The organism is Actinoallomurus sp. CA-150999 (assembly GCF_050942425.1).
In the GTDB taxonomy this organism is placed as follows: Bacteria; Actinomycetota; Actinomycetes; order Streptosporangiales; family Streptosporangiaceae; genus Actinoallomurus.
Genome location: NZ_CP192063.1, coordinates 11,740,525 through 11,754,130, shown reverse-complemented (window position 1 = coordinate 11,754,130; position 13,606 = coordinate 11,740,525). Strand labels below are relative to the sequence as shown.

Here is a 13,606-nt window from a genome sequence, read left to right as displayed (position 1 = left end):
CTTCCGCTCGCCGTCAGATCGACGGGGGTTGCCACCCGGCCGGCCGGTCGACGCCCTGCCGTTGACCCGCCATCCACGGGGAGGGCTTGAGGAACTGGTTCGGGTCGCCGCCGTACTTCTTGATCAGCGCGGTCATCTCGCCGTCCGTGTACATCTGCCGGATCTGCGTCGAGATGGCCTGCTCCAGCTTCGGCTCCTGCTTGGGGATGTAGAAGCTCGTCATGTACGGCCGGAGGGCGTCGTACGTGGGCTTCTGCTTGACCTCGGCGTCGGTCGGCGGCGTGAGGTACTGCGTCGTGAAGTGCATGTCGGGCCGCTTCTGCTGGGTGTAGATCACCAACAGCGGGTCCAGGAAGCCGACCTGGATGCGGCCGGCGGACAGGTCGTTGAACACGCCCTGCGCGTTGGGGTAGGCGTGCAGCTTCGCGCCCGGGATCGACCTGATCGAGTCGACCCACACGTAGCCGGTGACGGTGCCCAGGCTCAGCCCCTGCAGGCTCTGGACCGTGGAGTACTGCTTGCCGCTGTGCACGGCCATGGCCGGCGGCGAGTAGTACGGCGGGTCGGTGAACAGGCCCTGCTCCTGCCGTTTCTTCGTCCAGGCGATGCCGCCGATCGTGATGTCGGCGCGGCGGCTCTGGATGCTGCCGAGCATGCCGTTGAAGTCGGTGACCTGGGTTTCGATCTTCAGGTTCAGCTTGGCGGCGGCGGCCTGCAGGATCTCGCTGTCGATGCCGACGAGCTTGTCGCCCTGGCGGGCGGTGTACGGCTGGTACGGCTCTATCGTCACCTTGAGCACGCCGGGCTTGAGGGTGTTGTACGGGTTGGAGGTTGATTTCGCGCTGCTCCCGCTGGCGGAGCCACCGCAGGCGCTGAGGGAGCCGAGGGCGGTCAGCGCCGCCGTGGCGGCCATGAGGGCGTGGGATCCGGGCCGGGTTTTTCTCCACCACATGAGTACGTCGGCCTAACTCTGAGAAGGGTCTCCAGCCGTTGCGAGGACCCGCCGGACCGTGTCCCGGCCGGCCTTCGCCGTCGATTGCGTACACGGTAGAGAGCGGCATCGGCCCAGGTCATTAGCCGATTCGTACGAACATGTGAGTAAATAGGCCCCTGTGCTCGTACGACACGTACGACCGAGGAGCGCGCATGTCCCAGGGGCTCGGGCCAGGGTGGCATTCGGCGCTGACCCCCGCGCTGGCGCAGGAGATCGCCGGCGACACCAGCGCCATCATCGGATTCAACGTCCTGATCACCGATCCGGACGGCGTCGTCATCGGCAGCGGGGACGCCGGCCGTATCGGCTCCTTCCACGAGGCGTCGGTGGAGGTCATGCGGACGTTGCAGGCCGCGGCGCACACGGTGGGGCAGGCCCGCCTCCTGCGCGGCGTACGGCCGGGCGTCACCCTGCCCATCGTCATCGACGGGCAGGCGGCCGGCACCGTGGGCATCACCGGCGCACCCGCACAGGTGCGGCGCTTCGGGCTGGTCGTCCAGCGGCAGACCGAGATCCTCCTGCGGGAGTCGCTGCTGCTGCGGTCCCACCTGCTGCGCGAACGCGTCCTGGAGGACCTCGTCCGCGACATCGCACACTTCGACGCCGACCTCGTCACCCCCGACGAGCTGGCGCTCCGCGCCGAGGAACTCGGCTATGACCTGGGCGTCCCGCGGACGGCGATGCTCCTCGAGCTCGAGGACACCGCGACCGCCATCGCGCCGGACGGCCACAACCTGCGATCGACGCTGCTGCGCCTCATCCGGGAGACGTTCGCCTCTCCGCAGGACCTCGTCGCCGCCGTGGCGGCCGGTCGGTTCGCCGTGTTCCACCGGGGTCCGGCCAGGCCGGCCGCCGTGGACGATCCGCCCGGCGTGCGGTCACTGGGCCGCGCGCTCGTCGACAACGTCCAGCGCCGGCTCGGCCTGTCCGCGAGGGTCGGCGTCGGCGGGCTCGCCGCCTCGGTGCCGGAGTTGCGGGACTCCTACGAGGACGCGAAGGCCGCGCTGCGGCTCGGATCGCGGACCCGGCCCGCCGCTTCGGTGCATTCCATCGACGAACTGCGGGTGCATCAGCTGCTCGCGGCGGTTCCGCACCGGGTGCGCAGGCGTTTCGCCGAGACCTACGTCGCGGAGTTGTGCGAGCGCCCCGACTGGCCCGTGCTCCGCCAGACGATCACCGTGTGGACCGAGCACGGCTTCAACCTCGTCCGGACCGCGGCCGCGCTGAACATCCACCGCAACACGCTGGTCTACCGGCTCGACAAGATCGCTCGCCGGGAGGGCGACCGGGCCGACGGCGACGCGGACCGGCTGGCCCTCTATCTGGCCTGCGTGGCGGATCACCTGGACGACTGACGACCACGGTCGGCGCAACGTCCCAGGCACACAGGCCGGCGGGGCCGAACGGACCTGGTCCGTCCGACCCCGCCTCCCATGTTTCACGGGAAACCCTCAGTCGTCGTCGTCATCCTCAGGGTCGTACCACCCCGAGACGCCATCGACGTGCCTGCGGTCGATCCTGTGTTCGGTGGATCCGGGCGCGCCCACCGACGGTGGGGCTCCGCGCCTCAGCCCATGCCTGCCGGTGCCGCGTCGCGTGCCCGGTCTCTCCTCCTTGCCCGTTCGGGGTGCGGCCTTCGCGTCCCCGCTCCCGGTGCCGGTCCTGTCGCTCCCGGTCGCGGGGGCGGTCTTGGTGCCTCCGGCCGCGGGGACGGTCTTGCCGTTTCCGGTCACGGGCACGGTCTTGCCGTTTCCGGTCACGGGCACGGTCTTGCCGTTTCCGGTTGTGGGGACGGTCTTGCCGTCTCCGCTCACGGGAACGATCTTGCTGTCTCCGGTTGCGGGCACGGTCTTGCCGCTCCCGGTCACGGGGACGGTCTTGCCGCCTCCGCTCTTCTCGGCTCCGCCGGTGAGGGCGTCGTCGTCTCCGCTGCCGGTCGGGAGCTCGTCGTCGTCGCGCCCGGTCATCGGCTTGTCCTCGCCCTGCCCGATGCCCGGCTTGCCGCCCCCCTGGTCGGTCGGTGGCTTGACGCCCCTGTGCCCGATCGGTGAACCCGGAGCGGCACCGAAGGTCAGGTCCCAGTGGGACCCCTCGCGCGCGAGCGTCACGGGCCCCGGCCCGCGATACTGCGTCGCGCCGTCGCCCCGCGTCGCGACACGCTGGAAGTGGCGCGGGATGTAGCCGTCGAGGCACCGGTTGGGCAGGACGTCGAGCTTGTAGCCGGAGTGGTGGCTGAAGCGGCCCGCAGCGTGGCCCGCCTCCGTACCGCCGGAGACGGTCAGATGGCAGTGGCTGGCCTGCTTCAGCGCCAGCAGCCCACTGAACGTCGCCGCCCGCAGCCCCTCGAACGAGGTGCAGTGCGGATTCGCGCGCCGTGCGCAGTGCCCGGAGGAGATCGAGCGGATCCCCCCGGCCCGGAGCAGCACCCTGGCCAGCCGCTGGTGCAGCAGGTTCGGGGCGGACGCCGGGTTGTGAGTGCGCGCCATGGCCGCGGGACCTGCCATTAACGTGCAGAACCCCACGGCGCAGCCGGCGATGACGGTAGTGCGAATCGACATGAAGCCCTCCCGTACTGTCGCAGCGCCAGTCGCAGCATTGATCGCGTCAAGCGCGACACTCCGGCAAGGGACGCGCCGCTTTCCCGATTCCGCACGTAGTTATGGCCTGTCGCTGACCGACACGGATGGTCCGCGGAGGGTCGTACAGTGTCGGCTGTGGGCGCACCGACCAAGTCCGAGCAGACGAGAGAACTGATCGCGAAGACCGCCCTGCGGCTGTTCCGCGAGCGTGGCTACGAGGCCACCACGATGCGGGCGATCGCCGCCGAGGCCGGGGTGTCCGTCGGCAACGCCTACTACTACTTCTCCTCGAAGGAAGAGCTGATCCAGCTCTACTACGAGCACTCCCAGGACGATCACACCGAAGCGTGCCGGGCCGTGCTGGAGCGGGAGCGGGAGTTCCGTGCGCGGTTGCTCGGCGTGGTCCGCGCGCGGATCGACGTGCTGCAGCCGTACAAGGAGTTCGCCGGGAAGTTCTTCAAGTACGCGGCCGAGCCGACGAGCCCGCTCAGCCCGTTCAGCGCCGAGTCGGCGCCGATCCGCGAGGCCGCCGTCGCCATCTACCGCGAGGTCGTGGAGGGCTCGACGCTCAAGGCCGATGCGGAGATCCGCGCCGACCTGCCGGAGCTGCTGTGGCTCTACTCGATGGGCGTGATCCTGCACTGGGTGTACGACAGCTCGCCGGACGCGGCCAGGACCTACCGGCTCATCGAGCGCACGGTTCCGCTGATCGACCGCCTCGTCGCCCTGGCACGGGTTCCCGGCATGCGGGGCGTCGTGCGCGACGCCCTGGCCACCTACCGCGACCTGCGCACATAGCGGGACCGGCGGAGCGCTTGCGCGCGTCCGGCCGGTCCCGGGCTCACGTCATGTCGAGGTGCTTGCGGGCGAAGTCGATGGTCGCGGCCATCTGCCGGATGCGCTCCTCGACCACGAGGGAGCCGTGCCCGGCGTCGTAGCGGTAGACCTCGTGCTCCTTGCCCAGCTCCCGCAGCCGGGTGAGGTAGTTCTCGATCTGGCGGATCGGGCAGCGCGGGTCGTTCTCGCCGGCCATGACCAGCACCGGGGCGGTGACCTGCTCGACGTACGTGATCGGTGAGGAGGCCGTGTACCGCTCGGGGACGTCGGCCGGCGAACCGCCGAACAGCGACCGGTCGAACGCCTGCAGCGCCTCCATCTCGTCCTCGTACGCGGCGAGGTAGTCGGCCACCGGGACGATGCCCACCGCGACCGACCAGTCGTCCGGCTGCGTGCCGATGCCGAGCAGGGTGAGGTAGCCGCCCCACGACCCGCCGGTGAGCACGAGCCGCGAGGGGTCGGCCAGCCCGGAGGAGACGGCCCAGTCGCGGACGGCCTTGATGTCCTCCAGCTCGGTCAGTCCGGGACGGCCCTCGATGGCGTCGCGCCACGTGCTGCCGTATCCGGTCGACCCCCGGTAGTTCACGCGCACGACGGCGAAGCCGTGGTCCACCCAGGCGGCGGTGTCCGGGGAGAAGGAATCGTCGTCGTACGCGGTCGGCCCGCCGTGGACGTCGAAGACGGTCGGGTACGGGCCCGAGCCCGCCGGCTTGGAGACCAGGGCGTGGATGTCGCCGCCGAGACCCGTCACCCAGGCGTCCTCGACCGGCACCGACTCGGGTGCGGGCGGGCCGGGCGGGGCCAGCACCACCGCGCCCGACGTCGAGCGGATCACGGGCGGCGACGCCGACGACGACCAGGAGAACTCGACCGTGCCGTCCGGGCGGGCGGTGGCCGACCCGATCGTCCCGGGCGGCGTGTCGATCCGCTCCAGCGCGCCGCTCGCCAGGTCGTAGCGGTACAGCTCGTCGCGCGCGTGGTGGGAGTGCGAGACGAGCAGGGCCGACCCGTCGGGGTACCAGTTGGCGCCGACCTCGCCGGGTAGGTCGAGGACGACCTCCTGCACGTCGCCGCCGACAGGGTTCCAGATCAGCAGCTCCGGCCTGCCGCGCCGCTCGTGCTCGACGAGCAGTCGCTGGTCGCCGGCGACCGGGGAGAACGACAGCCCGCCCAGCCCCTTGCCCGGGCCGTCCCACAGGTCGGCGACGGTCTCGCCGTCCGCGCGCACGACCCGGAGCGCCATGTGCCGACTGTCGCCGTGCTCGCTGTGGTTGATCGCGACGAGCGCCTCGTCCTCGGACAGGTCGATCGCGTACGCGTCCTCGGCGTGCGAGTACAGGACGTACGGGTCGGCTCCCGGCGGGCACACGTGGATCGTCGTGCCGCCGTCCGTCGACCGGGCGATGACGGCGAGACCGCTGGATCCCACGGCGAGGCCGGCGGGGTAGGACGGCTCCAGAGCGGGGACGGCGGGCGCGTCCTCCCCGCCGCCGAACCGCTGGCGCCGCCACACCCCGAACTCGTCCCCGTCGGTGTCGGCGAACCACCAGATCCACTCGCCGGTCGGGTCGATGCCCCCGATCCAGGTGCCGTTGGGCCGGTCGGTGACCTGCCGGCGTTCGTCGGTCGTACGGTCCCAGGTGTAGATCTCCCAGGTCCCGGTGGTGTTCGAGCGGTACACCGAGCGGTGTGGCGCGTCGTGCGCCCAGCTGGGCAGGCTCACCCGGGCGGCCCGGAAACGGGCCTTCCAGCGTTCGTCGTCAACCATGAGTCAAGTCTGTCAGTCCGTGGCCGTACCTGCGGGGAGAGAGCGAAGCCGCATCTGCGCCGACTTGGTGCCGTACGCCCAGTCGAGCATCTTGGCCGCGTCGGTGAACCGGCGGTTCGGGGAGGTGGTCGTGCTGTTCAGCTCCACCCCGTAAAGCGTACGGCCGCCGCGCCGGGCCGCGAACAGCAGGCAGTAGCCCGCGCCGTCCGTGTGGCCGGTCTTGATGCCGATGGCGCCGCTGTAGGAGCCGAGGAGCAGGTTCGTGTTGGTCCACTTGTACGCGCGGTGCCCGCTGGTCTTCGACACCGAGTACGTCTTGCGGGCGACGACCGCGCGGAACGACGAGCTCGCCATCGCCGCCTTCGCCAGCTTCATCAGGTTGCTCGGCGTGGAGTACCCCTCCTTGTGCGAGGAGGTGGGCAGCCCGTCGGACGTCCGGAAGTAGGTGCTCGTCATCCCGAGCGACTTCGCGGTCTTGTTCATCTTGGCGACGAACTTCGTCTGCCCCGGGCCGTACACGTCGGCGAGGGCGTACGCCGCGTCGCAGCCGGACGGCAGGAGCATGCCGTTCAGCAGCTGCCCGACCGACACCTTGTCACCGACCTTCAGTCCGGCGGTCGTGGCGTCGTTGCCCTTGACGTGGTCGACGTAACTCTTCTTGACGGTGATCTTGCGGTCGAGACCGCCGGCGCGGATCACGACGAGCGCGGTCATCACCTTGGTGATGCTGCCGATGGGGCGCTTGGTCGTGGTGGCGACGCCCCACAGCTTCTTGCCCTTGGTCGAGTCGTAGAGGTAGGCGCCCTTCGCGGCGATCCCGGACGGTTGGGACGCCTGGGCGGCGATAGGGGCCTTCGGGGCGGTGGTGGCGGCGACGGCGTTCGGAATGGTCAGCGGAACCGAGCCGATCAGGGTCCCCGCGACGGTGGCGGCGACCAGACACGCGCTGCGACGCATGCGAACTCCTGGTGATCCTGGGGGAAGGAAAGCATGTTCGCAGTTGATCAATTCGGGCGCAATCTGACTCGCGGGACGATGAGGCCGGATGCGGTCAGATGTGCTCAGTCGGGATTGGTCCGGATGGGCCGTTCGGTCAGATGCGGTCTCTGGATTGGGCTGGATGTTCCGTTCGGTACCTGTCCCGGATCTTCTGGACGGCGCGTCGTACCGTTGAGGGGTGACGCCGAGATCCTCGACAGAGCTCGCGCTGCGGCCGACCGGCGACAGCGGCGAAGAGGTCACGCACGGCTATCCGCCGCCCGCCCGGCCGGTCGGGAGCACCGTGGTCGCCTACTGCGGCGTGGTGATGACGGTGAAAGGGGAGTCGTCCTCCGCGCCACCGCCCGACACCTGCGCGGAGTGCGCGAAGATCTGGCGACGCCGTCGCCGCCGTTTCCGCTGAGGGTCCATATCTGTCGCCCCGGCCGTGCATGCTGGGGCTCATGGAATCCGAACTCACACTGATGGCCGTTCATGCGCACCCCGACGACGAGGTGATCAGCACCGGCGGGGTCTTCGCGCGCTATGCCGACGAGGGCATTCGCACGGTCCTGGTGACCTGTACCAATGGCGAGCAGGGAGACGGCCCCGGCGGGGTCAAGCCCGGCGAGCCGGGCCACGACCCGGCCGACGTCAGCCGCCGCCGACTCGGCGAGCTGCGTGAGTCGGTCGCTCACCTGGCCATCGACCACGTGGAGCTGCTCGGCTACCCCGACTCCGGGATGGTCGGCTGGGACGCGAACGCCGACACCGGCGTGTTCGCCAACGTGCCCGTCGAGCAGGCGGCCGCCCGGCTCGCCGACCTGATGGAGCGGTACCGCCCGCAGGTGGTGGTGACCTACGACGAGAACGGCAACTACGGGCACCCCGACCACATCCAGGCGCACCGCATCGCGATCGCCGCCGCCGAGTCGACCGGGATTCCGCGCAAGTTCTACCACACCGCCATCCCCCGCGCCGGGATCGAGGAGATGATGGAGTATCTCCGCAGCACCGGCGCCGATATGACGGACTTCGAGCTCCCCGACGACTTCGGCACGCCGGACGAGGAGATCACCACCGTGGTCGACGTCTCGGCGTACTTCGAGCGCAAGGTCAAGGCATTGGAGGCTCACGCCAGCCAGGGGGAGAACATCTTCCTGCTCCGCATGCCCGACGACGCGCAGCGCCGGGCGCTCGGCACCGAGTCGTTCGTCCGCCGCTTCAGCGCCGTGCCGAGCCCCGACCACGAGGACGACCTGTTCGCCGGCCTCCGCTGACCTGTCCCGTACCCGAGGGCCGCGCCAGCCACCCGGGTACGGGACGTGCGGTGCCCGCCCCTGCGAGCCGAAGAGGGCTAGTAGCTCAGGTCACCCTTGACCCGGACGGCCTTCGTCGGGGCCCAGGACCAGCAGATCGTCGTGCCCGTGCGGACCGGGCTGGTGTTGAGCTTGTACCACTGGCCCTTGTGCTTGATGGCCACCCAGTCGCGCGTCAGCGGCGTCTTCCAGGCGCCGCTGTACGCACGGACCTTGAGCGGCGCGTTCTTCGCCCGGTAGGTGACGCGGATCTTGATGTCCTTGATGTCCTTGCTGTGGTTGCTCTTGATGGTGCAGCCACCACGCGTCGGCTTCTTGTTGCCCAGCTTCGTGTCGAAGGGTCGCGTCAACGGCTTCTTGGCGTGCGTCTCGGCCATCGCCGGAGCCGCCGCTCCCGCCGTGAGGGCAACCGCCAGGCCGCCGAGCGCGGCAGCCTTGGTGATCGTAAGTGCTCGGGACATGGAACGCCCTTTCGTCGGGGCCGGAGCCGTTGATCATCTTCGCGGTCGCGGGCAGGGGGGAATAGGGCCCACAGCCCTAATCTCGGCGGCGGTGAGCACGAGGTGAGCGGAAAGACCTCTCAAGCGACGCGTCGTCAGGATTAAGCCCTCGTGCGATCAATGCACGAAATGTTAGGTTCTGCTGGCCATCGCCTGATCACGGGAGCGGTCGCATTGTCGCTGCACAGCCTGCTGGGTCCCCTCCTCCATCCCGCCATCACGCTCGGCGGCACGCCCACGACCTGGGCGGAGGTGCTCGGATTCGCGACCGGCGTGGTCAACGTCTGGCTCGTCGTCCGGCAGCACATCGCCAACTGGCCGATCGGCATCGCCAACGTCGTCCTCCTCGGCCTGATCTTCGTCGACGGAGGCCTGTACGCCGACGCGGGCCTGCAAGTCGTCTACGTCGTCCTGCAGGTGTGGGGCTGGTGGGAGTGGCTGTACGGCGGACGGGAGCGGACCGAGCGCGTCGTCCAGCGCACCTCCGGCACGGAATGGGCCGGGCTCGCGGTCGCCGGGATCGCCGCCACCGGCCTGCTGACGTGGGCGCTCAGCGCCTGGACCGACTCGACCGTGCCGTTCTGGGACGCGCTCACCACCGCCATCTCGCTGGCCGCGACGTACGGCCAGAGCCGCAAGCTGCTCGAGTCGTGGTGGCTGTGGATCTCCGCCGACCTGATCTACATCCCGCTGTACGCCTACAAGCACCTCTACCTCACCAGCGCCCTCTACGTCGTCTTCCTGGCGCTGTGCGTCGCCGGACTGCTCGCCTGGCGGAAGGACTACGCGGAGCGGCAGGCGGCGGCCGTCCCGGTGACCTCATGACGTTCCGGCACGGACTGGTGATCGGGAAGTTCTATCCGCCGCACGCCGGCCATCACCACCTGATCGACACCGCGGCGGGCGCCTGCAAGCGCGTGACCGTCGTCGTGGCCGCCTCCACCGTGGAGAGCATCCCGCTCGCCCTCCGTACGGCCTGGCTCCGCGAACGGCACCCGCAGCCGCACGTCGAGATCGTTCCGGTCGTCGACGACGTCGAGGTGGACTACGACTCGGAGGAGATCTGGGCGGCGCACGTGGCGGCGTTCCGGGCCGGCCTGGCCGCGGCGTCGGGGCAGGACGTGGGGGTGGCGTCGGGGAAGGGCGCGGGCGCGGTGACCGGGCAGGGCATCGGCGCGCTCGACCACCCGCCGGTGGACGCGGTGTTCAGCTCGGAAGAGTACGGGCCCGAGCTGGCCTGCCGGTTCGACGCCGCGCACGTCCCGGTGGATCCGCCGCGCGGCCGGTTCCCGGTGAGCGGCACCGCCGTGCGGGGAGACCCGGTCGCCTGCTGGGAGTGGCTCTCGCCCGCCGTACGCGCGTACCTGGCCCGGCGCGTCGTCATCGTCGGCGCGGAGTCCTCGGGCACGACCACGCTGAGCCGCGCCCTCGCGGCGCACTACGCCGCGCGCGGCGGGGTGTGGGCCGCGACCCGGTGGGTGCCGGAGTACGGCCGCCTGTACTGCGAGGAGAAGCTCGCCCTCGCGCGTCGTACCGACCCGGACCGGTGGATCGGCGATCTCCCGTGGGCGTCGGAGGAGTTCACCCTGATCGCCGAGCGGCATCTCGCCCTCGAGGACGCCGCCGCCCGCTCCGGCTCGCCCCTGCTGATCTGCGACACCGACGCCTTCGCCACCTCGCTGTGGCACGAGCGCTACCTCGGCACCCTGTCGCCCGACGTCGAACGCGTCCACGCCCGTACCCGCCACGATCTGTGGATTCTCACCGACACCGCCGGTGTGCCCTTCGAGCAGGACGGCTGGCGCGACGGCGAGTCGATCCGGGAGCGCATGTCGGGGCGGTTCCGGGAGGAGCTCGACCGGCGCGGCCTGCCGTACGTCGTCGTGACCGGACCGCACGAGGACCGCCTCGCCGCCGCCGTCACCGAGGTCGACGCCCTCCTCGAGAAGGGCTGGACGTTCGCCGATCCGCTCTGACTAGTGCCCCGGTCCTAGGACCCCAGCACCAACTCCGCCGCAGGCCATGAACGAACCCTCAATCGTGACCAATAGGTACGGATTGGTCGGCTAGCCTCCGGTCCACCCGGCCGCGCCCCTCGTCGGAGACCGCCCTATGTACAGCTATTACGTGTTCGAGGAGTCGTCCTTCCCAGGAAGTGGCGGCCGGGGACACGTGTGGACCTTCACCGACCTGCCGAGGATGCGGGACGCCGTCGGCGACTTCCTCCGTACCGGCTGGTCCCCGCAGTCCGGCGGCACCCTCGCCATCCGCGTCCACCAGCGGGGCGAGGAATCGGCGGCGTACGACATTCATCCGTTCCTGGGACTGAAGATCCCAGGGCTGACGGAGGTCACCTGGGACGCCGAGCGGCGGATCCACGGTGGGGAGCCCGAGCCGGTGGGCTCCTACGCGTTCCTCACCACGCCGGACGGCACCGGAGAACGGCGCTTCCGGGTGCTGTCGGCCGAGGAGGTCGCGCCGCCCACCGAGCAGCGGTCACTCGAGGTCCGGATCGACTGGGCGAGGATGGATCTGCCGGCGCTGATCCCGCCGCTGCTGCCCGAGGCGTACGGAGACGAGGCGTCGCGCGGCGTCGGCTGCGGCGACCGTCGGCCGGTGCTCGACCACACCGACGCCCGTTGAGCTAGAGGCCTTTCAGCAGGACGGTGAGACCCTGACGGAACTCCTCGTCCACCGTGACCTTCGCGGCCTGCCGCGCCGTCTCGGCCAGCAGGGGAAAGTCCGCGCCCGGCAGCGTGGCCATGGCCCGCGTGCCCTCGCCGGACAGCGGCCCGAGGTGCTCCAGCTGGATGGCCCCGACCAGGTAGCCGACCAGAGTGCGCAGGGCGACGACGCGCCGCCGGCCCTCGATGCCCGCCTCGGTGAGGATGCCGAGCACCGTCTCCCCCCACCGCAGGCTGCTCGGTGCGCCCTGCCGGTGGGTCAGCGTGAGCGGCACGACGTTCGGGTGGGCGCCGACGGCATCGCGGACGCGCTCGACCATGGTCGCGACCCGCTCCCGCCAGGATGAGCCCGTCGGGGGCGTGGTGTCGACGGCGCCGAGGACGAGGTCGACGACCAGGCCCTCGAGCTGTTCGCGGTCGTCGACGTAGCGGTACAGGGACATCGTCCCCATCCCGAGTTCCTTGGCGACCGCGCGCATCGTGAGGGCGGCGAGTCCGTCGCGGTCGATGACGGCGAGCGCGGCCGCCGCGATCTGCGTCTCCGTGAGCGAGCGTGGGCGTGGCATGGTCCCGACAGCGTACAAGGTACGCCTACGCGTGTTAGCGTATGTTGTACGCCTACAGGAAGGATGACGCGATGGCCACCCACGACGATCCGCGCAGGCCCCGCCCCGGCACCGTCATCGACGAGCGCGAGTTCACCCCCATCTCCGGCCCGCCGATCCGCGTCCCGTCGCCCGGGCACCTCGTCCACCTGCAGTTCCGCCGCTTCGCCGGCTGCCCGGTGTGCAACCTGCACCTGCGATCGATCGTGCGTCGCCACGCCGAGATCGAAGCGGCCGGCGTCCGCGAGGTCGTCGTCTTCCACTCGCCGGCCGACGAGCTACGAGAGCACGCCGCCGACCTGCCGTTCGCCGTCATCGCCGACCCGCACAAGCGGCTGTACGTGGAGTTCGGCGTCGAATCGGCGCGGCGGGCACTCCTGCACCCGCGCGCCTGGGGGCCGATCCTCCGGGCCGTCCTGCGCAGTACGTGGGCCATCGTCCGCGGCCGTGAGCGCGGCCCGGCGGCCCGCCCCCGGGGCGGACGCTTCGGCCTGCCCGCCGACTTCTTGATCGCCGAGGACGGCACCGTGGTGGCCTGCAAGTACGGAGAACACGCCTACGACCAGTGGTCCGTCGACGAACTGCTGGACCTGGCCTCCAGCAGCCCACGCCCCGCGGCCTCGGGACCGGTGAGCTGACGGGGGCTCGACCAGACCGCTGCGCCCGGGGACCATTCGGCGGGTGGAATCTCCGCGGTTGACCCTGCGGAGGATCGGCGGACACGATCGGCCGTACGGTGTTTTCACAATGTCACGGAGGTGCTGCACGATGCCGAAGGTGCTGATCGTCACGGGCGACGCGGCCGAGGATCTCGAGGTGATGTACCCCTACCAGCGGCTGCTGGAAGAGGGCTACGACGTGCACATCGCCGCTCCGACCAAGAAGAAGCTGCAGTTCGTCGTGCACGACTTCGTCGACGGCTTCGACACCTACACCGAGAAGCCCGGCCACACCTGGCCCGCCGACATCGCGTTCGCCGACGTCGACCCGGCCGACTACGCCGCGCTGGTCCTGCCCGGTGGCCGCGCGCCCGAGTACATCCGCGGCGACGCCGACTGCCGCCGCATCGTCCGGCACTTCGCCGAGGCGGCCAAGCCGATCGCGGCGCTCTGCCACGGTCCCCTCGTGCTCGCCGCGGCGGGTGTCCTGGCGAGTCGCTCCTCGAGCGCGTACCCGGCGCTCGCCCCCGACATCGAGGCGGTCGGTGGCTCCTTCGTCGACAGCGAGGCGCACATCGACGGCTCCATCGTCACCGGCCGCGCCTGGCCGGATCACCCGGCCTGGATGCGCGAGTTCCTCAAGGTCCTACGGGTCGCTGCCCCGGTCGACTGACCGACGACGG

Annotated in this window: 15 protein-coding genes; 9 read left to right on the top strand and 6 right to left on the bottom strand. The window is 70.5% G+C overall.

Features of this window, described 5'->3' with window-relative positions; translation table 11 throughout:
* Positions 1-13 precede the first annotated feature (13 nt).
* Entirely contained in the window at positions 14-913 is a 900-nt protein-coding gene (locus ACQP2O_RS54415) for a substrate-binding periplasmic protein (protein WP_433178568.1), read from the bottom strand.
* 233 nt (positions 914-1,146) lie between these two features.
* Here ACQP2O_RS54415 and ACQP2O_RS54410 point away from each other — a divergent pair, with 233 nt between their 5' ends.
* Positions 1,147-2,349, top strand: a complete 1,203-nt coding sequence (locus ACQP2O_RS54410) for a CdaR family transcriptional regulator (protein ID WP_433178566.1) — start codon at positions 1,147-1,149, stop codon at positions 2,347-2,349.
* A 96-nt stretch (positions 2,350-2,445) separates the two neighbouring features.
* Here the strand turns inward: ACQP2O_RS54410 and ACQP2O_RS54405 are convergent, their stop codons facing one another.
* Entirely contained in the window at positions 2,446-3,552 is a 1,107-nt protein-coding gene (locus ACQP2O_RS54405) for a hypothetical protein (RefSeq protein WP_433178564.1), read from the bottom strand.
* Between the two features lie 156 nt (positions 3,553-3,708).
* Here ACQP2O_RS54405 and ACQP2O_RS54400 point away from each other — a divergent pair, with 156 nt between their 5' ends.
* Positions 3,709-4,371, top strand: coding sequence for a TetR family transcriptional regulator (locus ACQP2O_RS54400; protein ID WP_433178562.1), 663 nt, complete (start codon positions 3,709-3,711; stop codon positions 4,369-4,371).
* A gap of 43 nt (positions 4,372-4,414) precedes the next feature.
* Here the strand turns inward: ACQP2O_RS54400 and ACQP2O_RS54395 are convergent, their stop codons facing one another.
* Together ACQP2O_RS54395 and ACQP2O_RS54390 are read right to left on the bottom strand one after the other, a co-directional pair.
* On the bottom strand, positions 4,415-6,178 hold the full coding sequence (locus ACQP2O_RS54395) for a prolyl oligopeptidase family serine peptidase (RefSeq protein ID WP_433178560.1): 1,764 nt from the start codon (positions 6,176-6,178) through the stop codon (positions 4,415-4,417).
* A gap of 12 nt (positions 6,179-6,190) precedes the next feature.
* The gene (locus ACQP2O_RS54390) at positions 6,191-7,135 is read right to left on the bottom strand and encodes a D-alanyl-D-alanine carboxypeptidase family protein (protein WP_433178558.1); all 945 of its coding nucleotides are present in this window, start codon (positions 7,133-7,135) and stop codon (positions 6,191-6,193) included.
* A 220-nt stretch (positions 7,136-7,355) separates the two neighbouring features.
* Here ACQP2O_RS54390 and ACQP2O_RS54385 point away from each other — a divergent pair, with 220 nt between their 5' ends.
* Positions 7,356-7,580, top strand: coding sequence for a hypothetical protein (locus ACQP2O_RS54385; protein WP_433178556.1), 225 nt, complete (start codon positions 7,356-7,358; stop codon positions 7,578-7,580).
* 40 nt (positions 7,581-7,620) lie between these two features.
* Complete coding sequence (locus ACQP2O_RS54380) at positions 7,621-8,436, top strand: PIG-L family deacetylase (RefSeq protein WP_433178554.1); 816 nt, start codon at positions 7,621-7,623, stop codon at positions 8,434-8,436.
* A gap of 77 nt (positions 8,437-8,513) precedes the next feature.
* Here ACQP2O_RS54380 and ACQP2O_RS54375 read toward each other — a convergent pair whose 3' ends face one another.
* The gene (locus ACQP2O_RS54375) at positions 8,514-8,936 is read right to left on the bottom strand and encodes a hypothetical protein (protein WP_433178552.1); all 423 of its coding nucleotides are present in this window, start codon (positions 8,934-8,936) and stop codon (positions 8,514-8,516) included.
* Positions 8,937-9,149: 213 nt separating this feature from the next.
* Here ACQP2O_RS54375 and pnuC point away from each other — a divergent pair, with 213 nt between their 5' ends.
* The 3 genes from pnuC (at position 9,150) to ACQP2O_RS54360 (ending at position 11,618) form a co-directional block, all read left to right on the top strand.
* On the top strand, positions 9,150-9,800 hold the full coding sequence (gene pnuC, locus ACQP2O_RS54370; protein ID WP_433178549.1) for a nicotinamide riboside transporter PnuC: 651 nt from the start codon (positions 9,150-9,152) through the stop codon (positions 9,798-9,800).
* A complete protein-coding gene (locus ACQP2O_RS54365; protein WP_433178547.1) occupies positions 9,797-10,951 on the top strand; it encodes an AAA family ATPase in 1,155 nt (384 codons plus the stop codon). The genes pnuC and ACQP2O_RS54365 overlap by 4 nt, the downstream gene beginning before the upstream one ends.
* Positions 10,952-11,087: 136 nt before the next feature.
* On the top strand, positions 11,088-11,618 hold the full coding sequence (locus tag ACQP2O_RS54360) for a hypothetical protein (protein ID WP_433178546.1): 531 nt from the start codon (positions 11,088-11,090) through the stop codon (positions 11,616-11,618).
* 1 nt (position 11,619) lies between these two features.
* Here the strand turns inward: ACQP2O_RS54360 and ACQP2O_RS54355 are convergent, their stop codons facing one another.
* On the bottom strand, positions 11,620-12,225 hold the full coding sequence (locus ACQP2O_RS54355) for a TetR/AcrR family transcriptional regulator (protein ID WP_433178545.1): 606 nt from the start codon (positions 12,223-12,225) through the stop codon (positions 11,620-11,622).
* 71 nt (positions 12,226-12,296) lie between these two features.
* Between ACQP2O_RS54355 and ACQP2O_RS54350 the strand changes: the two genes are divergently transcribed.
* Positions 12,297-12,902, top strand: coding sequence for a peroxiredoxin-like family protein (locus tag ACQP2O_RS54350; protein WP_433178543.1), 606 nt, complete (start codon positions 12,297-12,299; stop codon positions 12,900-12,902).
* A gap of 130 nt (positions 12,903-13,032) precedes the next feature.
* Positions 13,033-13,596 carry a DJ-1/PfpI family protein gene (locus ACQP2O_RS54345; protein WP_433178541.1) on the top strand — a complete coding sequence of 188 codons (564 nt, stop codon included), beginning with the start codon at positions 13,033-13,035 and terminating at the stop codon, positions 13,594-13,596.
* Positions 13,597-13,606: the final 10 nt, after the last annotated feature.

What these genes read in the sequence shown, in the direction of transcription:
- ACQP2O_RS54415 (WP_433178568.1), bottom strand. Translation starts at nt 913, where the DNA reads ATGGCCGCCACGGCGGCGCTGACCGCCCTCGGCTCCCTCAGCGCCTGC.
- ACQP2O_RS54410 (WP_433178566.1), top strand. Translation starts at nt 1,147, where the DNA reads ATGTCCCAGGGGCTCGGGCCAGGGTGGCATTCGGCGCTGACCCCCGCG.
- ACQP2O_RS54405 (WP_433178564.1), bottom strand. Translation starts at nt 3,552, where the DNA reads ATGTCGATTCGCACTACCGTCATCGCCGGCTGCGCCGTGGGGTTCTGC.
- ACQP2O_RS54395 (WP_433178560.1), bottom strand. Translation starts at nt 6,178, where the DNA reads ATGGTTGACGACGAACGCTGGAAGGCCCGTTTCCGGGCCGCCCGGGTG.
- ACQP2O_RS54390 (WP_433178558.1), bottom strand. Translation starts at nt 7,135, where the DNA reads ATGCGTCGCAGCGCGTGTCTGGTCGCCGCCACCGTCGCGGGGACCCTG.
- ACQP2O_RS54380 (WP_433178554.1), top strand. Translation starts at nt 7,621, where the DNA reads ATGGAATCCGAACTCACACTGATGGCCGTTCATGCGCACCCCGACGAC.
- ACQP2O_RS54375 (WP_433178552.1), bottom strand. Translation starts at nt 8,936, where the DNA reads ATGTCCCGAGCACTTACGATCACCAAGGCTGCCGCGCTCGGCGGCCTG.
- ACQP2O_RS54365 (WP_433178547.1), top strand. Translation starts at nt 9,797, where the DNA reads ATGACGTTCCGGCACGGACTGGTGATCGGGAAGTTCTATCCGCCGCAC.
- ACQP2O_RS54360 (WP_433178546.1), top strand. Translation starts at nt 11,088, where the DNA reads ATGTACAGCTATTACGTGTTCGAGGAGTCGTCCTTCCCAGGAAGTGGC.
- ACQP2O_RS54355 (WP_433178545.1), bottom strand. Translation starts at nt 12,225, where the DNA reads ATGCCACGCCCACGCTCGCTCACGGAGACGCAGATCGCGGCGGCCGCG.
- ACQP2O_RS54350 (WP_433178543.1), top strand. Translation starts at nt 12,297, where the DNA reads ATGGCCACCCACGACGATCCGCGCAGGCCCCGCCCCGGCACCGTCATC.
- ACQP2O_RS54345 (WP_433178541.1), top strand. Translation starts at nt 13,033, where the DNA reads ATGCCGAAGGTGCTGATCGTCACGGGCGACGCGGCCGAGGATCTCGAG.